This is a genomic window from Micromonospora rhizosphaerae (genome assembly GCF_900091465.1).
GTDB lineage: Bacteria > Actinomycetota > Actinomycetes > Mycobacteriales > Micromonosporaceae > Micromonospora > Micromonospora rhizosphaerae.
Window position 1 is genome coordinate 1 of the sequence record NZ_FMHV01000002.1, and the last position, 21,337, is coordinate 21,337.

The window sequence follows — 21,337 nt, forward strand, 5'->3', positions numbered from 1 at the left end:
TGGCGTCCTCGCTGGAGACCGGGCGCAGCACCACGGGATGTCCGTAGCTGCGCTCGTCCCCCTGCACGCCGACGCTGCGCACGTCGGCCAGGAGCACCACCGGAACTGCCAGACGCCCCGGTCGAGACCGGCGGCGCTCAGCTCCTCCCGGCGATCAGGTCGGCCTTGCGGAGCAGGTCCAGCCGCTCCTTGTCGACCGCGCCGATGATCCGGATGGCCAGGCCGGGGCCGGGGAACGGGTGCCGCCAGACCATCGCCTCGGGCAGGCCCAGCTCCAGGCCGAGCTTGCGGACCTCGTCCTTGAAGAGCGTGCGCAGCGGCTCGACCAGGGCGAACTTCAGGTCCTCCGGCAGGCCGCCGACGTTGTGGTGGCTCTTGATGTTGGCGTGCCGGTACCGCCGCCGGACTCCACCACGTCCGGGTAGAGGGTGCCCTGCACCAGGAACTCGACGTCGCCGTGCGAGGCGATCTCCCGGGCGGCGGCCTCGAAGACCCGGATGAACTCCCGGCCGATGACCTTGCGCTTCTGCTCGGGGTCGGTCACCCCGGCGAGCGCGCCGAGGAAGCGGTCCTGCGCGTCGACCACCTTGAGCTTGATCCCGGTGGCGGCGACGTAGTCCTTCTCCACCTGCTCGGCCTCGCCGGCGCGGAGCAGGCCGTGGTCGACGAAGACGCAGGTGAGCTGGTCACCGACGGCCTTGTGCACCAGCGCGGCGGCGACCGCGGAGTCGACCCCGCCCGAGAGGCCACAGATGACCTCCTTGTCGCCGACCTGCTCCCGGATCCGGGCCACCTGCTCCTCGATGATGTTCTCGGGGGTCCAGGTGGGCTCGATGCCGGCGATGTCGTAGAGGAAGCGGGTGAGCATCTCCTGGCCGTGCGCGGTGTGCCCGACCTCGGGGTGGAACTGCACCCCGGCCCGGCGGCCGGCCAGGTCCTCGAAGGCGGCGACCGGCGCGCCCGCCGACTCGGCGGTGACGGTGAAGCCCTCCGGGGCCTCGGTCACGCAGTCGCCGTGGCTCATCCACACCGGCAGGTCGTCCGGCAGTTCGCGGAGCAGCACCCCGGCCTCGGCGCGGGCGCGCAGGGGGGTGCCCCCGTACTCGCGGTTGCCGGTCCTCGCGACCGTGCCGCCGAGCGCCTGGGCCATCGCCTGGAAGCCGTAGCAGATGCCGAAGACCGGCACGTCCGCCGCGAACATCCCGGCGTCGATCTGGGGCGCGCCGGGCGCGTAGACGCTGGACGGCCCGCCGGAGAGGATGATCGCGGCCGGCTTCTTCGCCAGCATCTCGGCGACCGGCATCGAGTGCGGGACGATCTCCGAGTAGACCTTCGCCTCGCGCACCCGGCGCGCGATGAGCTGGGCGTACTGGGCTCCGAAGTCCACCACGAGGACGGGGCGAGGCGTGCTCATGTGCAGAAAGCCTACCGACCGTGACGCCCCGCCCGGCCGTTGCCCGGGCGGTGTCCGCGCCGGTGTTGCGCGGCTCACCCCCGCAGTGCACCGGGGGCGTCCGCCGGGACCGCCGGGTGGCGCGGGGAGACCGGCTCCAACCGCCGGTACGCCTCGCCGAGCGGCGGCCGGGGATCCGGTTCGCCCTTGTTCGGCCAGAAGGCCATGGCCCGTTCCGCCTGGGCAGTGATGGTCAGCGAGGGGTTCACCCCGAGGTTCGCCGAGACTGCGGCGCCGTCCACCACGTGCAGCCCCGGGTGCCCGTAGACCCGGTGGTACGGGTCGATCACCCCGTCGTCGGCGGTGGCCCCGATCACCGCCCCACCGAGGATGTGCGCGGTCATCGGGATGTTGAACGGCTCGGTGAGCGCACCGCCGGGCGTACCGCCGATCTCATCGGCGAGCAACCGGACCGCCTGGTTGCCGGCGGGGATCCAGGTCGGGTTCGGCGCGCCGTGGCCCGGGCCGGAGACCAGCCGCCGGCCGAACGGCCCCCGCCGCCAGCGGGTGGTGAGCGAGTTGTCCGCCGACTGCATCACCAGGGCGATCACGGTCCGCTCGGACCAGCCGCGGACGGAGAGCATCCGGGCGGCCAGCCCGGGCTGCCGGAGGATGCTGCCCAGCCAGCGCCGGACCCGGTGTGGGCCGCCGTCCACCAGCAGCGACTGGAGCAGCCCCATCGCGTTCGAGCCCCGGCCGTAGCGGACCGGTTCGATGTGGGTCTGCGGGTCGGGGTGGAACGAGCTGGTGATCGCCACCCCCTCGGTGAAGTCCAGCCCCCGCTGCCGGGCCTGCTGCCGCGGCACCGACGCGCCGAGGATGGCCTCGGAGTTGGTCCGGGTCAGCTCGCCGAGCCGGGACGAGAGCCCGGGCAGCGCGCCGGTCGCCTTCATCTCGTGCAGCAGCCGCTGGGTGCCGAGCGCGCCGGCCGCGAAGACCACCTGGTCGGCGTGGATCACCTGGCGCCGCCTGCGCAACCAGGCGCCGGTGCGCTCGGTGTGCACCTCGTATCCGCCATCGGCCGCGGAGCGGACCACGGTGGCGGTGGTGAGCGGGTGGACCTGGACGTCGAGCCGCTCGGCCAGCCAGAGGTAGTTCTTGACCAGAGTGTTCTTCGCGCCGTGCCGACAGCCGGTCATGCACGAGCCGCAGTGCGTGCAGCCGGTGCGCGCCGGCCCGACGCCGCCGAAGTACGGGTCGGGCACCCGCTCTCCGGGACGGCCGATGTGCACGCCGACCGGGGTGGCGTGGAAGGTGTGCCCGACCCCCATCCGCTCGGCCACCGTGCGCATCGCCCGGTCCGCGCCGGTGGCGATCGGGTACGTGGTGACGCCGAGCATCCGCTTCGCCTGGTCGTAGTGCCGGGCCAGCTCGTCGCGCCAGTCGGTGATGCCCCGCCACTGCGGATCGGTGTAGAACGCGTCGAGCGGCTCGTAGAGGGTGTTGGCGTAGACCAACGAGCCGCCGCCCACGCCCGCGCCGGAGAGCACCATGACCCCGCCGCCGGCCTTCCGGTCCGCCGAGCGGAGCAGCGTGATCCGCTGGAGGCCGTAGCAGCCCAGCTTGGGGGCCCAGAGGAAGCGCCGCGCCCGCCAGGAGGTCTGCGGGAACTCGTCGTCGGCGAAGCGCCGGCCGGCCTCCAGCACGCCGACGGTGTAGCCCTTCTCCGCGAGCCGCAGCGCGGTGACGCTGCCGCCGAATCCTGACCCGATGACGACCACGTCGTACCGCATGAAGGCATCATTACCGACCGGTAGCAGTCGCGCCAGCGGCAGTTTTCCGCGATCATGCAGGACGCGCGACCGACCCGGAGCGCGCCGGGCCGCAACCTGAAGTGCCCGTCGGAGCGTTGTCCAGATACGGGGAAGGGGGCACCGATGGCCCAGGGTGCACGAACGGCACGTCGACGCTGGCCGCTGGGGCTGGCGGCCCTGCTCACGGTGCTCCTGGTCGCCTCCGGCGCGGTGGTGGTCGGCAAGTTGCTCTCCCGGTCCGCGCCCGCCCCCGGCCCGGTCGCCGGCTCGGCCACCCCGGCGCCGGAGACGAGTGCCCCGGCCAGCCCCACCCCGCCGCCCGGCGCCGACATCACCGGGCCGCTGAACTTCCTCATCGTCGGGGTGGACACCCGGGTCACCGTGCCGGGCTGGGAGCCGCACGCCGACGCGGTGATGGTCATGCACGTGGAGCCGGGGCTGAAGCGGGCGTACCTCTTTTCCCTCCCCCGCGACCTGGTGGTCGACATCCCGGCCTACCCGAAGTCCGGTTACCGGGGCGGCCGGACCAAGCTCACCCATGCGATGAGCTACGGCAGCCGGGTGCCCGGCGACAAGGCCCACCCGAGCACCGCCCAGGGTTACGAGCTGCTGCGCATCACGGTCAGCCGGTACACCGGGCTGCGCATCGACGCCGGCGCGGTGCTCACCTTCTTCGGCTTCGACCGGCTGATCGACGCCCTGGGCGGGGTGGACCTCTACATCGACCAGCGGGTCGCCTCGATCCACCGGCGCCCCGACGGGCAGTACCGGCAGCACACCGCCGGCGGGTACGTCGGACCGCAGATGGTCTACGAGAAGGGCACCCGCCACCTCAACGGCTGGCAGGCGCGGGACTACGCCCGGCAGCGCTACATCGCCGGGGGTGACTACGCGCGGCAGCGTCACCAGCAGCAGCTGATCCGGGCGCTGGTCCGCAAGATCCTCGACCAGGGGCTGGCCCGGGACCCGGACCGGGTCCAGCAGGTGGTCCGCGCCCTCGGCAAGACCATGGTGTACGCCGGTGGCGGCACCCGGCTGATCGACTTCGCGTACGCCCTCGGCGGGATGCCCGCAAACGGTCTGGTCCTGGTCGGCCTCCCCGGCAGCGGGGTGGGCAAGGACGGCGCCTACCGCGGCGAACAACTCCGCCCGGTCGCCCGCCAGTTCTTCACCGAACTCCGCGCCGGCCGCGCCGAGGCGTTCCTCTCCAGCCACCCGACCCTGCGCGTCAAGACCTGACCGAGGTCAGCGGGGCTTCGGCTCGGCGGGGCGCTCGGCGCCGTAGAGCCAGGCGTCGAAGAGCGGACGCAGCGGCCGGCCGGCCACCCGTTCGGCGTACGCGACGAAGTCGGCGGTGGTGACGGTGCCGTCCCGGTGCTCGGCCGTCCAGCCGCGCATGATGCGGAAGAAGGTGTCGTCGCCGACCGCGCGGCGCAGCGCGTGCACGGCCAGTGCCCCGCGCTTGTAGACGGCGTCGCCGAACATCGCCGGCCGGCCCGGGTCCACCGACGGCTTGGTCCAGTCGGTCGCCGCGTACTCGGCGATGAAGGCCTCCGCCACGGGGCGTCCGCCGTCGTGCTCGTCCCAGAGCCATTCCGCGTACGTGGCGAAGCCCTCGTTGAGCCACAGGTCGCTCCACCGGGCCACCGAGACGCTGTCGCCGAACCACTGGTGGGCCAGCTCGTGCGCGACCACGGTGGTGTTCGGCCGACCGGCGCGGAAGAAGCCCGGCCCGTAGACCGGCCGGGACTGGGTTTCCAGCGCGTACCGGATGCGCTCGTCGGCGATCGCGATGCCGCCGTACGCGGCGAACGGGTACGGCCCGAAGCGGTCGGTCAGGAAGTCCGCCACCTCCCCGGTCCGGGCGATCGAGGCGGCCGCCGGCCCGTCCGCCGGCAGCCCGGCGGCGACCGCGGTGACCATCGGCTTCCCGGCGTGCGTACCCGTCGACACCCGATAGTTCCCGATCACCAGCGTGGTCAGGTAGCTGGCCATCGGCGATCCCTCGGACCAGGTCCAGGTGGTCCAGCCGCCCCGGCTGGTCCGCCCGCGCAGCACGCCGTTGCTCAGCGCGGCGAGTCCGTCCGGGACGGTGATCTCCAGGTCGTAGGTGGCCTTGTCGGACGGGTGGTCGTTGACCGGGAACCAGGTGCTGGCCGACTCCGGCTGGCCGAGGGCGATCGCGCCGTCGGGCGTGGCGAGGAAGCCGCCGCTGCCCAGCTCGCCGCTGGGCAGCGGTCGCGGCACCCCGGCGTACGCCACGTCGACGGTGAACTGCCTCCCCGACGGCAGCCCGTGCGCCGGGGTGACGACCAACTCGTTGCCGTCCCGCCGGTGCCTCGCCGGGGCGCCGTCGACGCGTACCTGATCGACGGTGAGGCCGGCGAGGTCCAGGTTGAACCGGGACAGCCCGGTGGTGGCGGTGGCGGTGACGGTCGCTTCGCCGGTGAGCCGGTCGCTCGCCGGGTCGTAGCGGACCCTCAGCTGGTAGCCGGCCACGTCGTAGCCGCCGTTGCCGGCCCCCGGCACGTACGGGTCACCCGCGTCGGCCGCCCCGGGGTGGAACCGCTCCTCGTCCGCCTGGGTGCACCCACCCAGCACCAGCGCCCCGACCAGCGCCGCCGCGCACCAGCCCCGACCCCACCTCACCGGCTGAGCCTAAGCCGACGAACTGGGTCGAGGTCAGCGGTCAAGGACGAGGCCGACCTTCTGGAACTCCTTGAGGTCGCGATAGCCGCACTTGGCCATGGCCCGGCGCAGACCGCCGAACAGGTTGAGCTGGCCGTCGGGCTGGTCGGCCGGGCCGAAGAGGAGCTGCTCCATCGGGCCGATCGGCTCGTTCGCCACCTCGAACGCGCCGCGCGGCAGCGACGGGTGGCTGGCGGCCGAGTGCCACCAGGCGCCACCGGCCGGTGCCTCCTCGCAGAGCGAGAGCGGCTCGCCGAGCATCACCGCGTCCGCGCCGCAGCCGAGCGCCTTGGCGATGTCGCCGGAGGTCCGGATGTCGCCGTCGGCGATCAGGTGCACGTACCGGCCGCCGGTCTCGTCCAGGTAGTCCCGGCGGGCCGCGGCGGCGTCGGCGATCGCGGTGGCCATCGGCACCCGGATGCCGAGCACCGAGTCCGTGGTCGACCAGTCGTCGCCGCCGATGCCGACGATCACGCCGGCCGCGCCGGTCCGCATCAGGTGCAGCGCGGTCTTGTAGTCGGTGCAGCCGCCGACGATGACCGGCAGGTCGAGGTCGGCGATGAACTCCTTGAGGTTGAGCGGCTCTTCGGTGGTGGAGACGTGCTCGGCGGAGACGATGGTGCCCTGGATGACCAGGATGTCCACGCCGGCGTCGAGGATCACCGGGGCGAGCGCCAGGGTGTGCTGCGGGGAGACCCGGACGGCCACCGTGCCGCCCCCGGCCCGCAGCTCGCGGACCCGCTCGGCGATCAGGTCGGGGCGGATCGGCTCGGCGTACACCTCCTGGAGGCGCTTGGTCGCCCGCGTCTCATCGTCGAGGGCGGCCAACTCCTCGAGCACCTTGGTCGGGTTCTCGTACCGGGTCCAGAGACCCTCGACGTTGAGCACGCCGAGCCCGCCGAGCTGGTTGAGCCGGACCGCCGAGGACGGGCTCATGGTGGCGTCGGAGGGGTGCCCGACGCAGGGGATGCCGAACTGGTACGCGTCGAGCTGCCACGCGGTCGAGACGTCGTCGACGTCCCGGGTCCGGCGGCTCGGCACGATGGCGATGTCGTCCAGGTGGTAGCCGCGCTGCGCGGTCTTGCCCAGCCCGATCTCGACCACGTCACGCATGGGGGACTCCAGGTGGTTGGGGGGATGATCAGCGGGAGTGGTAGTTGGGCGCCTCGACGGTCATCTGGATGTCGTGCGGGTGGCTCTCCTTGAGCCCGGCCGCGGTGATCCGGATGAGCTGCCCCCGCCGGTGCAGCTCGGGGATACTCTCCGCGCCGACGTACCCCATCGCGGCGCGCAGCCCGCCGATGAGCTGGTGGGCGACCGCGGAGAGTGGGCCGCGGTACGGCACCTGGCCCTCGACGCCCTCGGGGACCAGCTTGTCCTCGGCGAGCACGTCCTGCTGGAAGTAGCGGTCCTTGGAATAGGACCTGGCCTGGCCGCGGGACTGCATCGCGCCGAGCGAGCCCATCCCCCGGTACGCCTTGTACTGCTTGCCGTTCATGAAGATCAGCTCGCCGGGGCTCTCCTCGCAGCCGGCCAGCAGGCTGCCGAGCATCACCGTGTCGGCACCGGCCACCAGTGCCTTGGCGATGTCGCCCGAGTACTGGATGCCGCCGTCGCCGATCACCGGTACGCCGGCCGGTCGCGCGGCCCGCGCCGCCTCCATGATCGCGGTGATCTGCGGTACGCCCACCCCGGCGACGATCCGGGTGGTGCAGATGGCGCCCGGGCCGACGCCGACCTTGACGCCGTCGGCGCCCGCGTCGACCAGCGCCTTGGCGCCGGCGTAGGTGGCGACGTTGCCGCCGACGATGTCGACCGAGACGTCCTTCTTGAGCTGGCGGACCATGTCCAGCACGGCCCGCTGGTGCCCGTGGGCGGTGTCCACGATCAGCACGTCAACGCCCGCGTCGACCAGCGCGCGGGCCCGCTTGTACGCGTCCTCGCCCACGCCGACCGCGGCGGCGACCCGGAGCCGGCCGGCCTCGTCCTTGGTGGCGTTCGGGTACTGCTCGCTCTTGGTGAAGTCCTTGACGGTGATCAGCCCGCGCAGCCGGCCCGAGTCGTCGACGATCGGCAGCTTCTCCACCTTGTGCCGGCGCAGCAGGTCGAGCGCCTCGTCCTTGCTCACCCCGACCTTGGCGGTGACCAGCGGCGTCCGGGTCATGATCTCGCGGACCGGGGTGGCCGGGTCGGAGACGAACCGCATGTCGCGGTTGGTCACGATGCCCACCAGCTTCCCCTGGCCGTCGATCACCGGCACGCCGGAGATGCGGTAGCGGCCGCAGAGCGCGTCGACCTCGCGGAGGGTGTCGTCCGGGCTGGCGGTCACCGGGTTCGTGATCATGCCGGACTCGGAGCGCTTGACCAGGTCGACCTGGAGCGCCTGGTCCTCGAGGGAGAGGTTGCGGTGCAGCACGCCGATGCCGCCCTGGCGGGCCATGGCGATCGCCATCCGGGCCTCGGTGACGGTGTCCATCGCGCTGGAGAGCAGCGGCATGCTCAGCTCGACGTTGCGGGTCATCCGGGTGCGGGTGTTGACCCGGCTGGGCACGACGTCCGATTCGCCCGGCTGGAGCAGCACGTCGTCGAAGGTCAGCCCGAGTGGCACCACCCGCGCCGAGCCGGCGGGCAGCTCCGGCAGGTGACCGCCCAGCTCGCCGTTGTCGGCGCCGGCCGGAAGATCGGTCCTGGGCGAATTCTCCACGATTGCTCCCCTGAGCTGCTCGGACGGGCTTCGGCGAGGCGGCGCGGGTGGGCACCGACGCACGCCGGGACAACGGCGCGTCGTTTCATCGTACCTACTGGGCTGTGCGGCCCCGGGTAGCGGCGCAGCGGGTAGGCGGCGCCACACGACCGCCGGGGGCGGACTTCCCCCGCCAGTTGGGACTACGGTGAGGGGGTGCACGATGAGCCCATCGACCCGTTCAACGGCGACCCGGCCGATCCGGCTGCGGGCCTGCACGATCCGCGCGCGGACGACCCGCTCGGCCCGCTGACCGAGGTCGAGCGCCAGGACGTCCTGGAGGACCTGGCCGACCTGGAGATCTACCAGGCCCTGCTGGCGCCGATCGGGGTGCGTGGGCTCGTCATCGAGTGCGAGGACTGCCGCGAGCCGCACTACTTCGACTGGGACCTGCTCCGGGGCAATCTGCGCCACCTGCTCAGCTCCGGCCGCCCCCGGGTGCACGAGCCGGCCTACGATCCGGACCCGGACCACTACGTCACCTGGGACTACGCCCGCGGGTACGCCGACGGCGTGCACGACACCCTCACCGAGGGCACCGAGGACGACAGCTCCTCCGAAGCCTGACCCTCCGGCGCGCGATCAGGCGACCAGCCCGGCGCGGAAGCCCGCGGCGACGGCGTGCGCCCGGTCCCGGGCGCCGAGCTTGCGGAACAGCCGGCGGGCGTGGGTCTTGACGGTGTCCTCCGAGACGAACAGCTCCCGGCCGATCTCCGCGTTGCTCTTCCCCTCGGCCATGCCCAGCAGCACCTGGAGCTCCCGTTCGGTCAGGCCGACCGAATCCCGGCTGGCGCGCGGGGCCGCGGCGGGGCGCTGACCGGTCGGCGGCGGGGACTCCGGCTCATTGCCGGCCGGCTCGGCCTCGTCGTCGCCGCGCTGCACCGGCACCACGGTGGGCGGGCTCCCGGGCCCCTCCGCCGGCCCCGCCGTCCAGGCCGGCGTCGGACCGCCCTGGGTACGCCCCGGCGGGGTGGACCGGGCGGTGCCGCCGACGGCCGCGGCGTCCCGGGCCGGGTCGGTCACCCGGTGCCGGGCCGGTCGTCCGGGCGCCGAGAGCAGCAGCAGCGCCTTCGCCACCGCGCTGGTCAGGTCGTGGTCCGTGCCCTGGATGAGCCCCCTGGCCCCGGCGCTGATGGTGGCCGCCGCCGCCTCCGCCTCCTCGGCCCCGAGCAGCAGCACCGCGGCCTGCGGCGCGCGGGCGAGCACCCGGCGCACGAAACCGGCGCTGTCCGGCCGGGTGAGGGCGGTGTCGGCGAGCACCACGTCGACCGGACGCTCGGCCAGCCGCAGCATCACCTCGGGATCGGAGACGGCGGTCCGGACGACCGAGGCCAGCCCGAGTCGCGCCGCCGCGGAGGTCAGGTGCTGGGCGGCGAGCGGCGTCCGAAGGCACACGAGAACGCTACGCACAGTGGTCTCCTCTCCGCCTCAGAGCAGACCACGGCCGACTCGCGTCGGGAGGAGGTTCCGGGCAATCATCCGAACTTTTCCGGCAGATGGGGCATATGCCGCGAGTTGTCCGAGGTTTTGGATCAAAGATGTGTGAGCGCGGGAAAGCTCGGGTACCGAGACGCCAGGCCGGAAACGGTGCGCCTGCGCGGACCGCCGCCCGGTAAATGCCACACGAAGGATTCTCCGCGGTGCCGCGCGGGAGGAGGGGTGCTGATGTCGAACGTACGTAGACTGCCCGGACCCATCGTCGATCTCTGGGACTGGCAGCGGCTCGGCGCCTGCCGGGGCCGGGACAGCGCCCAGTTCTTCCACCCGGACGGCGAGCGGGGCTCGTCGCGGCTACGCCGCGAGTCCGGCGCCAAGGCCGTCTGCCGGACCTGCCCCGTACGCGCCGAGTGCGCCGCGCACGCCCTCTCCGTCCGGGAGCCCTACGGCGTGTGGGGCGGGTTCAGCGAGTCCGAGCGGCTCCGGCTGCTCGCCCTCGGCTGGGAGGACCTGGCCGACCGCCGCCAGACCCGGGTCGACATCGCCCGGCTGGAGGCCCGCCTCGGCCGGCCGCACAAGTCCACCGTGCCGGCCCAGCGCAAGATCGCCTGACCCGGCCGACAGGTCGTGCCACGAGCAGACCGCCCGCCTGGCCGGCACTGTGGAGCTGCCCCGCCGGCGCACCCGGGCCACGGAACGGGGGAACCCGGGCCCGCGCCCCGTTCGTGCGGGCAGCTCCAAAGCGAGCACGACAGAAGCAAGCCCCGGATTCCCGGAACGGAACCTCCGAGCCCGGCAACCGGGCGGGCGGCGGGTCAGCGGACGGTGACCTTGACGGTGTGCCAGCCGGTGGCGCCGTCCGGTGCGACCGGCCGCTGCTGGCCGGTCTGGGTCTGACCATCGGCGTCCGTCGCCCGCACCTGGAGGGTGTGCTCCCCGGGGGTCGCGTCCCAGCGCCAGGACCACTGCACCCAGGTGTCCGCCGAGACCGTCGGGGCGAGCGTCGCCTCGCGCCAGGGGCCCTCGTCGACGCGTACCTCGACCCGGCGGATGCCCCGGTGCTGGGCCCAGGCCACCCCGGCGACCATGACCGGGCCGGCGCTGAGCCGGTTGCGCGACCGGGGGGTGTCGATCCGCGACTGCGTCCTGATCGGGCCCTGCGCAGACCACCCGCGCGGGACCCAGTACGCGTCGAAATCCGCGAAGCTGGTCAGCTCCAGCTCGGTCACCCACTTGCAGGCCGAGACGTAGCCGTAGAGGCCGGGCACCACCATCCGCACCGGGAACCCGTGCTCGACCGGCAGCGGCTCGCCGTTCATGCCGACCGCGAGCAGCGCGTCCCGCCCGTCCCGCAGCACCGTCGTCGGGGTGCCGCAGGTCCAGCCGTCCACCGAGCGCCCGACCACCTGGTCCGCGCCCTCCTCCGGCTCGGCCTCGTCGAGCAGCTCCTTGATCGGTACGCCCAGCCAGCGCGCGTTGCCGATCAGGTCCCCGCCCACCTCGTTCGAGACGCAGGCCAGGGTGACGTACCGCTCGACCAGCGGCCGGCGGAGCAGGTCGGCGAAGCTGAGCGTGATCTCGTTGCGGACCCGGCCGTGGATGCGCAGCTGCCAGGTCTCCGGGTCGACCTGCGGCACCACCAGGGCAGTGTCGATCCGGTAGAAGCCGGAGTTCGTGGTCACGTAGGGGGCGAGCTCGGCCAGGGAGAGGTCGGCGCCGGCCGGCACCGCCGGGGCGGCCGCCGACGGGGTGGGCAGCGCGACCGCCCGCCGGGCCGCCGACACGCCCCGCCGCCCGCCCAGCCAGTGCCCGCCGAGCCCGGCGACGGCGGCCGCGCCCAGCAGCGCCCCCGCTCCGGTCAGGAACCGTCGCCGCCCCTCCGGATCCACCTCGTCCCCGTCGGGCGTGGGCGGGGACCAGGACCACAGGTCCGTCTGCAGCGGACCGGCCAGGAGCAGCCAGAGCACCAGCGCGCCCAGCGCCGCGCCGACCAGCGAGGGCAGCGCGTCGGCGGCGTCCGCGCCGGCCCGGGTCAGCGCGGCGGCGACCCCGATGGCGGCGAAGGCGGCGATGCCGACCAGCCCGATCCAGAGCCGGCGGGCGGCCAGTACCCCGAGCAGCGCCGCGAACGCCGCGAGCAGCAGCGCCGTCCCGATCAGCAGAGCGATCTTGTCGTACGTGCCGAAGAGCGCGATGGCGAACTGCTTGACCGGCTCGGGTACGAAGTCGACGACCAGCCCGCCGACCGCGATCAGCGGCGCCGAACGGGGGCCGGTGAGGACCGCCACCGGTTCGGCGGCGCCAATCGCCACGGCTGCGGCGGTGATCCCGGCCAGTGCGGCGTACCCACGGGAGGTGGTGCTCATCGGACCAGTCTTGTGGATCACCGGGGCCGACCGGTAGCGACGTCAGCGTTCCGTAACCAGAAACGGGTCAGGGCACACCGCCGGCGTGGCGGTGTGCCCTGACGTGGCCGTCCGGCGTCGGGTCAGAAGCCCGGGCCGTGCTGGTGACCGTGACCGTGGCCGTGACCGTGCCCGGCGGCGGCCGGCTCGGCCTTCTCCGGCTTCTCCACCACCAGGCTCTCGGTGGTGAGCAGCAGGCCGGCGATCGAGGCGGCGTTGACGACCGCGTTACGGGTCACCTTCACCGGGTCGATGATGCCGGACTTGACCAGGTCGACGTACTCGCCGGAGGCGGCGTCGAGGCCGTTGCCCCACTCCTTGCCGGCGACCTTCTGCACCACCACGTAGCCGTCGTGGCCGGCGTTCTGGGCGATCCAGCGGAGCGGCTCGACCAGCGCCTTGCGCACGATCGAGACGCCGACCTTCTCGTCGCCGGTGAAGCCGAGGTCGTCGTCGAGCACGGGGAGGATCTGGGCCAGGGCGGCGCCGCCGCCGGGGACCGTACCCTCCTCGACCGCGGCCTTGGTCGCGGCGATCGCGTCCTCGATGCGGTGCTTGCGCTCCTTCATCTCGACCTCGGTGGCCGCGCCCACCTTGATGACCGCGATGCCACCGGAGAGCTTCGCCAGCCGCTCGGCCAGCTTCTCCCGGTCCCACTCGGAGTCCGAGGCCTCGATCTCCTTGCGGATCTGGGCGACCCGGTCGGCGACCTCGGAGGGCTGACCGCCACCGTCCACGACAGTGGTGTTCTCCTTGTCGACCACCACGCGGCGGGCGGTGCCGAGCACCTCCAGGCCGACCTGGTCGAGCTTGTAGCCCAGCTCCGGCGCGACCAGCTCGGCGCCGGTCAGGATCGCCATGTCCTGCAGCATCGCCTTGCGGCGGTCACCGAAGCCGGGGGCCTTGACCGCGCAGACCTTGAGGGTCTTGCGGATCGCGTTGACCACCAGGGTGGACAGCGCCTGACCCTCGACGTCCTCGGCGATGATGAGCAGCGGCTTGTTGTTCTGGAGGACCCTCTCCAGCAGCGGCAGCAGCTCCTCGATCGCCGAGATCTTCTGCGTGGTGATCAGGATGTACGGGTCCTCCAGGACCGACTCCTGCCCCTCCACGTCGGTGACGAAGTTCGGCGAGATGAAGCCCTTGTCGAACTGGAGACCCTCGGTCACCTCCAGCTCCGTGGTGAGCGCGGAGCCCTCCTCGACGGTGATGACGCCGTCGCGGCCGACCTTCTCCATCGCCTCGGCGATCAGCTCGCCGATGGTGGCGTCCTGCGCGGAGATCGTCGCGACGTGCGCGATCGACTCCTTGTCGGCGACCTCGACGGCCCGGCCGAGCAGCGCCTCGGAGACCTTGCTCGCCGCCGCGTCGATGCCCCGCTTCAGGCCGGTCGGGTTGGCCCCAGCGGCCACGTTGCGCAGGCCCTCGCGGACCATCGCCTGGGCCAGCACGGTCGCGGTGGTGGTCCCGTCGCCGGCGACGTCGTTGGTCTTGGTCGCCACCTCCTTGACCAGCTGCGCGCCGAGGTTCTCGTACGGGTTGGTGAGCTCGATCTCCTTGGCGATGGTCACGCCATCGTTGGTGATCGTCGGCGCACCGAATTTCTTGTCCAGGACGACGTTGCGCCCGCGCGGGCCGAGAGTGACCTTGACCGCGTCGGCTAGGGCGTTGACACCGTGCTCCAGCAGGTGCCGGGCGTCGTCCGAGAAGCTCAGGATCTTCGCCATGAATGTCCCTTCGAAGTGACGTTGCCCCGGCCCGGCGAGCCGGACCGGGGCAACGACACTGATCGGTTGCTTACTTCTCGATGACCGCGAGGACGTCGCGGGCGGAGAGCACCAGGTACTCCTCGCCGGCGTACTTGACCTCGGTGCCGCCGTACTTCGAGTAGATGACGGTGTCGCCGGCCTTGACGTCAACCGGGATCCGGTTGCCCTTGTCGTCGATCCGGCCCGGGCCGACAGCGAGGACGGTGCCCTCCTGCGGCTTCTCCTTGGCGGTGTCGGGGATCACGATGCCCGACGCCGTGGTGGTCTCAGCCTCGTTCGCCTGGACCAGGATCCGGTCCTCGAGCGGCTTGATCGCAACCTTGGTCGCGGTAGTCACGGGCATACCCTCCTGGGGTACTGGTTTCGTTGCCGGTCGGCGCGGCCGACCGGCGTCAATCTGCCACATGCCACCGGGCGGGGCCGTCGTCGCGGGTGCCGGTCCGCCTGGCGTTCAGCGCCCGCGCCTCGCGGCCCGGGAGCTGGCACCCTCAGGGTGAGAGTGCTAATCGCAGATTATTCCTCGGCTAGCACTCCGTCAAGGAGAGTGCCAACCCGCCGGCCGGCGGGTCGCGGGTGCCGGGACAATGACCGGGTGGATCTCGACCAGCTCGCCGCGCTGCGTACCCCCGAGGGGTCGGCCGCGCTCGCGGCGGCCGCCGAGCTGGCCGGCGGCGATCCGCTGACCGCGGCGGCCGCGCTGCGCTCGGCCGGCATCCCGGCCGGCCTGGCCGCCGCCGCGCTCACCCAGGCCGAGCTGCGCCGGCGGGCGGTCGGCAAGTTCGGCCCGGCGGCGGCCGGCATGTTCCTCACCCGCGCCGGGCTGGAGCAGGCCACCCGCGGCGCGGTCGCCGCACGGCGCGCCGCGCGGTTGCGCGCCGCCGGGGTGCGCACGATGGCCGACCTGGGCTGCGGCCTCGGCGCGGACGCGCTCGCCGCTGCCCGCGCCGGCATCCGGGTGTACGGCGTGGAGGCCGACCCGGTGACCGCCGCCATGGCCGCCGCGAACGCCGCGGCGGCCGGGCTGGCCGACCTGTTCACGGTGGAGTGCGGCGACGCGACCGCGTTCGACGTGACCCGGGTGGAGGCGGTCTTCTGCGACCCGGCGCGGCGGAAGGCCGGCACCGGGCGGCGGATCTTCGACCCGAACGCGTACTCGCCGCCCTGGGACTTCGTCGTCGGGCTGGCCGAGCGGCTGCCGCGGACGGTGGTGAAGGTGGCGCCGGGAATCGACCACGCGCTGATCCCGGCGGGCGCCGAGGCGGAGTGGGTCAGCGTGGCCGGCGACCTGGTCGAGGCCACCCTCTGGTGCGGCCGGCTCGCCGAGGTCCCCCGCCGGGCGACCCTATTGAAGGAAGGGCCCCCTGTTAACGCCTCTGGTAGAGCAGGGGACCCCTGTTATCAGCTCGCCGGCTCCGGTGACGCACAGGCGGCGGTCGGGCCGGTGCGGCGGTACCTGCACGATCCGGATTCCGCCGTGGTCCGGGCGCACCTGGTCGCGGAGCTGGCCGGGGAGCTGGACGCGACGCTGGCCGACCCGAGCATCGCCTACCTCTACACCGACGCCCCGGTCGCCAGCCCGTTCACCCGCTGCCTGGAGGTCACGGACGTGCTGCCGTTCTCGCTCAAGCGGCTGCGGGCCATGCTGCGGGAACGCCGGGTCGGCCGGGTGGAGATCCTCAAGCGCGGTTCGGCGCTGGAGCCGGAGCGGCTGCGCCGGGACCTGAAGCTGGCCGGCGACGCGGCGGCCAGCCTGGTGCTGACCCGGGTGGCCGGCGCGCCGACCGTGCTGGTCTGCCGACCGGTGCCGGCCTGACGACCGTTTTCGGCTCGCCCACCGCGCCGAGCCACGTTAGCTTGTCGGGCATGGCGGGACAGGGCACTCCGGCGACGGCGCTGCTGGCAAAGCGGAAGATCCGTCACAGCACCCACCCGTACGACGTCTCCCCGGACACCCCGAACTACGGCGCCCTGGTCGCGGCGGCGCTCGGGGTGCCGCCCGAGCGGGTCTTCAAGTCGCTGGTCACCGAGGTCGACGGCGGGCTCACCGTGGCGGTCGTCCCGGTCACCGGGGCGCTCGACCTCAAGGCCCTCGCCGCCGCGGTCGGCGGCAAGCGGGCGACCATGGCGGACCGCACCGTGGCCGAGCGCGCCACCGGGTACGTCCGCGGCGGCATCAGCCCGCTCGGCCAGCGCAGGCGGCTCCCCACCGTGCTCGACTCGTCGGCGCTGGACCACCCCACCATCTACGTCTCGGCGGGCCGCCGCGGCCTCCAGCTCCAACTGGCCCCCGCGGATCTGATCGCCCTGACCTCCGCCACCACCGCCGCCGTCTCCTCCGCCTGAGGCCTCCGAGGGCCGGAAAAACCGGCCGCACCGGCGGTGAGCAGGGAGCGCTCTCAGCGGGGTGACAGCTGAGCGACGGGCACGTTGCTGAATTGTTACCGCTGCCAACAAACTTCTGACCTCGGCACTCTTGCGCGTGCGGGGCGGGCCGCAATACGTTGCCGGGCACAACAAAACACCGACAACTACTCCCCCACCCTCGAAAGGACCCGTGCACATGCGCAAGGGCTTCCTCACCTTCGCCGCCGTGGGCCTGCTGGCCACCGGCAGCATGGCCGCCTGTGGCGACAACTCCGGCAGCACCGACCAGGCCGGCTCCGGCGGCAAGACGCCGAAGATCGGTGTCATCCTGCCCGACAGCAAGTCCTCCGCCCGCTGGGAGGGCGCCGACCGCAAGTTCCTGGAGGAGGCCTTCAAGGCCGCCGGCGTCAAGTACGACATCCAGAACGCTCAGGGCGACAAGACCCAGTTCCAGACCATCGCCGACCAGATGATCACCAACGGCGTGACCGCCCTGATGATCGTCAACCTGGACTCCGGCACCGGTAAGGCCGTGCTCGACAAGGCCAAGTCGCAGGGCGTCGCGACCATCGACTACGACCGGCTCACGCTGGGCGGCTCGGCGCAGTACTACGTCAGCTTCGACAACGTGGCCGTCGGCAAGCTCCAGGGCGAGGGCCTGAGCAGGTGCCTGACCGACAAGGGCGCCAAGAACCCGGTGGTGGCCTACCTGAACGGGTCGCCGACCGACAACAACGCGACCCTGTTCAAGAACGGGTACGACTCGGTGCTCAAGCCGAAGTTCGACTCGAAGGACTACACCAAGGGTCCGGACCAGTCGGTGCCGGACTGGGACAACGCGCAGGCCGCCACGATCTTCGAGCAGATGCTCACCTCGACCAAGGGCAAGATCGACGGCGTGCTGGCCGCCAACGACGGCCTCGGCAACGCGGCCATCTCGGTGCTGAAGAAGAACAAGCTCAACGGCAAGGTGCCGGTGACCGGCCAGGACGCCACCCCGCAGGGCCTGCAGAACATCCTCGCCGGCGACCAGTGCATGACCGTCTACAAGGCGATCAAGGAGGAGGCGAAGGCCGCCTCCGACCTGGCCATCGCCGTCGCCAAGGGCGAGAAGAAGGACACCGGCCAGACGGTCAAGGACCCGGAGGGTGGCCGCGACGTCCCCGCCGTGCTGCTGACCCCGAAGGCGATCTACAAGGAGAACGTCAAGGACGTCGTTGCGGACGGCTTCGTCACCAAGGACGAGCTCTGCACCGGGGCGTACGCCCAGCTCTGCACCGCGGCCGGCATCAGCTGACCTGACGCCGTCCACCCGCCGAGGCGCAGCCGCCGCCCGGCACGGGAGCGCCCTCCCGTGCCGGGCGGCACTCGCCGGACGGGCTCCGAGATCTCCCCTCCGTCCAAAGGAGTCCCCCCGTGTCCGCAACACCACTGCTGGAGCTACGCGGGATCGACAAGAGCTTCGGTCCCGTCCAGGTACTTCGCGACGTCGCCTTCGCCGCGCACGCCGGTGAGGTGACCGCACTTGTCGGTGACAACGGCGCCGGCAAGTCGACCCTGGTCAAGTGCATCAGCGGCATCTACCCGACCGACTCCGGCGAGTCTCTCTTCGAGGGCAGACCGGTCAATATCAGCAGCCCCCGGGACGCCGCCGCGCTCGGCATCGAGGTCGTCTACCAGGACCTCGCGCTCTGCGACAATCTCGACATCGTGCAGAACATGTTCCTCGGCCGGGAGAAGCGCAGCGGGATCGTGCTCGACGAGCCGACCATGGAGCAGATGGCCGCCGAGACCCTGGCCGGGCTCAGCGTCCGCACGGTGAAGTCGCTGCGGCAGCACGTTTCCAGCCTCTCCGGCGGCCAGCGCCAGACCGTGGCGATCGCCAAGGCGGTGCTCTGGAACAGCAAGCTGGTCATCCTGGATGAGCCGACCGCCGCGCTCGGCGTCGCGCAGACCGCCCAGGTGCTCGAACTGGTCCGCCGGCTGGCCGACAACGGCCTGGCTGTGGTGCTCATCTCGCACAACATGAACGACGTCTTCGCCGTCTCCGACCGCATCGCCGCGCTCTACCTCGGCCAGATGGTCGCCCAGGTGAAGACCACCGACATCACCCACTCGCAGGTGGTCGAGCTGATCACCGCCGGCCGCTCCGGCAACCTCGGCCTCGCCGCAGAGCCGGCCGCGGGCGGCAACGGGAACGGCGCCGAGCCCGCAGAGACGACCCCAGGAGCCGTCCGATGACCACCACCGCCGTCAAGAAGGAAGGCCCCGCCGCCGTCGCGCCGGTGCCCACCGTCGGCAGCCACGTCCGCAACTACTGGCGCCGGGTACGCGGTGGCGACATCGGCGCGCTGCCGGCCGTGCTCGGCCTGATCGTGCTCTGCACGGTCTTCTCGATCATGCGGCCGTCGTTCCTCACGGCCGGCAACTTCGCCAACCTCTTCACCCAGGGCGCGGCGGTCACGCTGATCGCGATGGGGCTGGTCTTCGTCCTGCTGCTCGGCGAGATCGACCTCTCGGCCGGTTTCGCCAGCGGCGTCTGCGCCGCCGTCCTGGCCAACGTGGTGACCGTGCTCGGCTACCCCTGGTACGTGGCGGTGCTCGCCGCGATCGCCACCGGCGTGGTCATCGGCACGGCCCTCGGCTTCCTGGTGGCGAAGGTCGGCATCCCGTCCTTCGTGGTCACCCTCGCCGGCTTCCTCGCCTTCCAGGGCATCGTGCTGATGCTGATGAAGGAGGGCACCAACATCTCCGTCCGGGACGAGACGCTGGTGGCGATCGCCAACCGCAACCTCTCCCCGGCCGTGGGCTGGCTGCTCTTCGCCGTCGCCGTCGCCGGCTACGCGGCGGTCCAACTGCTCCGGCACCGCCAGCGCGCCGCCCGGGGCCTGCTGACCGACCCGATCGCGGTGGTCCTCGCCCGGATCGCCGCGCTGGCGGTGATCCTCGGCCTCGCGGTGTTCATCCTCAACCTGGAGCGCAGCCGCAACGTGCTGGTCGTGTCCCTCAAGGGCGTGCCGATCGTGGTGCCGATCATCGCACTGCTGCTGATCCTGTGGACCTTCGTGCTTCAGCGCACCGGCTACGGCCGGCACGTCTACGCGGTCGGCGGCAACACGGAGGCGGCCCGCCGGGCCGGCATCAACGTCGACCGGATCCGCATCTCCGTCTTCGTCATCTGCTCCTCGATGGCCGCCATCGGCGGCATCGTCGCGGCCAGCCGGGCCAACTCGGTGGACCCGAACACCGGTGGCAGCAACGTCCTGCTCTACGCCGTGGGTGCGGCGGTCATCGGTGGCACCAGCCTCTTCGGCGGCAAGGGCCGGGTCCTCGACGCGGTGCTCGGTGGCGCGGTGGTCGCCGTCATCGACAACGGCATGGGCCTGATGGGCTACAGCTCGGGCGTCAAGTACGTGGTCACCGGTGTGGTGCTGCTCCTCGCCGCCAGCGTGGACGCGCTCTCCCGCCGGCGCTCGGCCGCGACCGGCACCCGTTGACCTGCGGACTGAGCTGAACAGCGGGGACACGGAGTACCGGAAGCGATGCGGGCGGGACCGAGCCAGGACGAGATCCGGCGGCAGAACCTGGGCGCGCTGCTGCGGTACGTCCACGTCCATGGCGCGACCTCCCGTGCGGAACTCACCACCACGCTCGGGCTCAACCGCAGCACCATCGGCGCGCTGACCGCCGACCTGGCCGGTGCCGGGCTGGTCAGCGAGGGGACGCCGAAGGAGACCGGCCGGGCCGGACGACCCTCACTGGTCGTCCGGCCCGAGTCGGCCCGGGTCTACGCGTACGCGTACAGCATCGAGGTGGACCGACTGCGGGCCGCGCGGATCGGTCTGGGCGGGGAGGTGCTCGACCGCCGGGACCTGGACCGGCCGCGGGGCCTGGACGCCGCGGAAACCGCACCACTGCTGGCCGGCGCGCTCAAGGAGATGCACCAGAGCGTCCCGCCCGGCTCGATCTGCATCGGCGCCGGGGTGGCGGTCTGCGGCATGGTCCGCAAGGCCGACGGCCTGGTCCGGCTCGGGCCGACCACCGGGTGGGTGGACGAGCCGATCGGCGCCGCGCTCGCCGACGAGCTGGGCATCGACGTGCCGATCACGGTCGGCAACGTGGCGGACGTGGCGGCGTTCGCCGAGCACGCCCGCGGCGTCGCGGCCGGCTGCGACAACGTCATCTACCTGTACGGGGACGTCGGCGTCGGGGCCGGCATCATCGCCGGCGGACGCCGGCTGACCGGGCACGGCGGCTACAGCGGCGAGGTCGGCCACATGGTGGTGGTACGCGACGGCTCGCCCTGCGAGTGCGGCTCCCGGGGCTGCTGGGAGACCGAGATCGGCGAGCACGGGCTGCTCCGGGCCGCCGGCCGCTCCGACGCCCGGGGCCGGGACGCGCTGCTGGCCGTCTTCGACGCCGCCGAGCGGGGCGACCGCCCCGCCCAGACGGCGGTCCGCCAGGCCGGGGACTGGCTCGGCTTCGGGGTGGCCAACCTGGTCAACATCTTCAACCCGGAGATGGTCATCTTCGGCGGCACCATGCGCGACCTCTACCTCGCGGCGGCCGCCCAGGTCCGCAGCCGGCTCAACTGCAACGGGCTGCCGGCCTGCCTCGAGCACGTGCGGCTGCGTACGCCGAAGTTGGGCGACGATGCGGCGCTGATCGGGGCTGCCGAACTGGCCTTCGAGCGGCTCCTCGCCGACCCGCTCGACGTCGGCTGA

General features: G+C 72.6%; 17 protein-coding genes and 1 pseudogene. 9 read left to right on the top strand and 9 right to left on the bottom strand.

The window, feature by feature from the left end:
* Positions 1–1,414: pseudogene (guaA, locus tag GA0070624_RS00050) on the bottom strand (glutamine-hydrolyzing GMP synthase); the annotation flags it as partial.
* Positions 1,415–1,488: 74 nt separating this feature from the next.
* Entirely contained in the window at positions 1,489–3,186 is a 1,698-nt protein-coding gene (locus GA0070624_RS00055; protein WP_091335423.1) for an FAD-dependent oxidoreductase, read from the bottom strand.
* A gap of 144 nt (positions 3,187–3,330) precedes the next feature.
* On the opposite strand from GA0070624_RS00055, the gene GA0070624_RS36300 reads away from it, so the two are divergent.
* Complete coding sequence (locus GA0070624_RS36300; protein ID WP_091335426.1) at positions 3,331–4,446, top strand: LCP family protein; 1,116 nt, start codon at positions 3,331–3,333, stop codon at positions 4,444–4,446.
* Between the two features lie 6 nt (positions 4,447–4,452).
* On the opposite strand, the gene GA0070624_RS00065 is transcribed toward GA0070624_RS36300, so the two are convergent.
* Genes GA0070624_RS00065 through guaB form a run of 3 tightly spaced genes read right to left on the bottom strand, consistent with a single transcriptional unit; the run spans position 4,453 to position 8,599 of the window.
* Entirely contained in the window at positions 4,453–5,856 is a 1,404-nt protein-coding gene (locus GA0070624_RS00065) for a M1 family metallopeptidase (protein ID WP_245718600.1), read from the bottom strand.
* 33 nt (positions 5,857–5,889) lie between these two features.
* Positions 5,890–7,008: a GuaB3 family IMP dehydrogenase-related protein gene (locus tag GA0070624_RS00070; protein ID WP_091335428.1), complete on the bottom strand. Its 1,119-nt coding sequence runs from the start codon at positions 7,006–7,008 to the stop codon at positions 5,890–5,892.
* A gap of 28 nt (positions 7,009–7,036) precedes the next feature.
* Positions 7,037–8,599, bottom strand: coding sequence for an IMP dehydrogenase (gene guaB, locus GA0070624_RS00075; protein ID WP_091335430.1), 1,563 nt, complete (start codon positions 8,597–8,599; stop codon positions 7,037–7,039).
* 195 nt (positions 8,600–8,794) lie between these two features.
* Here guaB and GA0070624_RS00080 point away from each other — a divergent pair, with 195 nt between their 5' ends.
* Positions 8,795–9,205 (top strand): DUF5319 domain-containing protein, encoded by a 411-nt coding sequence (locus GA0070624_RS00080; RefSeq protein WP_091335434.1) that lies wholly within the window; start codon positions 8,795–8,797, stop codon positions 9,203–9,205.
* A 15-nt stretch (positions 9,206–9,220) separates the two neighbouring features.
* Here the strand turns inward: GA0070624_RS00080 and GA0070624_RS00085 are convergent, their stop codons facing one another.
* The gene (locus tag GA0070624_RS00085; protein WP_091335437.1) at positions 9,221–10,048 is read right to left on the bottom strand and encodes a response regulator transcription factor; all 828 of its coding nucleotides are present in this window, start codon (positions 10,046–10,048) and stop codon (positions 9,221–9,223) included.
* Between the two features lie 255 nt (positions 10,049–10,303).
* Between GA0070624_RS00085 and GA0070624_RS00090 the strand changes: the two genes are divergently transcribed.
* Positions 10,304–10,687, top strand: coding sequence for a WhiB family transcriptional regulator (locus GA0070624_RS00090; protein WP_091347824.1), 384 nt, complete (start codon positions 10,304–10,306; stop codon positions 10,685–10,687).
* 203 nt (positions 10,688–10,890) lie between these two features.
* Here GA0070624_RS00090 and GA0070624_RS00095 read toward each other — a convergent pair whose 3' ends face one another.
* The 3 genes from GA0070624_RS00095 to groES all read right to left on the bottom strand — a co-directional run bounded on the left by GA0070624_RS00095 (position 10,891) and on the right by groES (position 14,592).
* The gene (locus GA0070624_RS00095; protein WP_091347828.1) at positions 10,891–12,441 is read right to left on the bottom strand and encodes a molybdopterin-dependent oxidoreductase; all 1,551 of its coding nucleotides are present in this window, start codon (positions 12,439–12,441) and stop codon (positions 10,891–10,893) included.
* A 122-nt stretch (positions 12,442–12,563) separates the two neighbouring features.
* The gene (gene groL, locus GA0070624_RS00100) at positions 12,564–14,207 is read right to left on the bottom strand and encodes a chaperonin GroEL (protein WP_091335441.1); all 1,644 of its coding nucleotides are present in this window, start codon (positions 14,205–14,207) and stop codon (positions 12,564–12,566) included.
* Positions 14,208–14,277: 70 nt separating this feature from the next.
* Positions 14,278–14,592, bottom strand: coding sequence for a co-chaperone GroES (groES, locus tag GA0070624_RS00105; protein ID WP_091335444.1), 315 nt, complete (start codon positions 14,590–14,592; stop codon positions 14,278–14,280).
* Between the two features lie 249 nt (positions 14,593–14,841).
* Here groES and GA0070624_RS00110 point away from each other — a divergent pair, with 249 nt between their 5' ends.
* The 6 genes from GA0070624_RS00110 to GA0070624_RS00135 all read left to right on the top strand — a co-directional run bounded on the left by GA0070624_RS00110 (position 14,842) and on the right by GA0070624_RS00135 (position 21,337).
* On the top strand, positions 14,842–16,062 hold the full coding sequence (locus tag GA0070624_RS00110; RefSeq protein WP_091335447.1) for a THUMP-like domain-containing protein: 1,221 nt from the start codon (positions 14,842–14,844) through the stop codon (positions 16,060–16,062).
* A gap of 50 nt (positions 16,063–16,112) precedes the next feature.
* On the top strand, positions 16,113–16,592 hold the full coding sequence (ybaK, locus tag GA0070624_RS00115) for a Cys-tRNA(Pro) deacylase (protein ID WP_091335450.1): 480 nt from the start codon (positions 16,113–16,115) through the stop codon (positions 16,590–16,592).
* A 217-nt stretch (positions 16,593–16,809) separates the two neighbouring features.
* Complete coding sequence (locus GA0070624_RS00120) at positions 16,810–17,910, top strand: sugar ABC transporter substrate-binding protein (protein WP_091335452.1); 1,101 nt, start codon at positions 16,810–16,812, stop codon at positions 17,908–17,910.
* Between the two features lie 119 nt (positions 17,911–18,029).
* Positions 18,030–18,854, top strand: a complete 825-nt coding sequence (locus GA0070624_RS00125) for an ATP-binding cassette domain-containing protein (RefSeq protein ID WP_091335455.1) — start codon at positions 18,030–18,032, stop codon at positions 18,852–18,854.
* Positions 18,851–20,110 (top strand): sugar ABC transporter permease, encoded by a 1,260-nt coding sequence (locus GA0070624_RS00130; protein WP_091335456.1) that lies wholly within the window; start codon positions 18,851–18,853, stop codon positions 20,108–20,110. The genes GA0070624_RS00125 and GA0070624_RS00130 overlap by 4 nt, the downstream gene beginning before the upstream one ends.
* A gap of 45 nt (positions 20,111–20,155) precedes the next feature.
* Positions 20,156–21,337 (top strand): ROK family protein, encoded by a 1,182-nt coding sequence (locus tag GA0070624_RS00135; RefSeq protein ID WP_091335459.1) that lies wholly within the window; start codon positions 20,156–20,158, stop codon positions 21,335–21,337.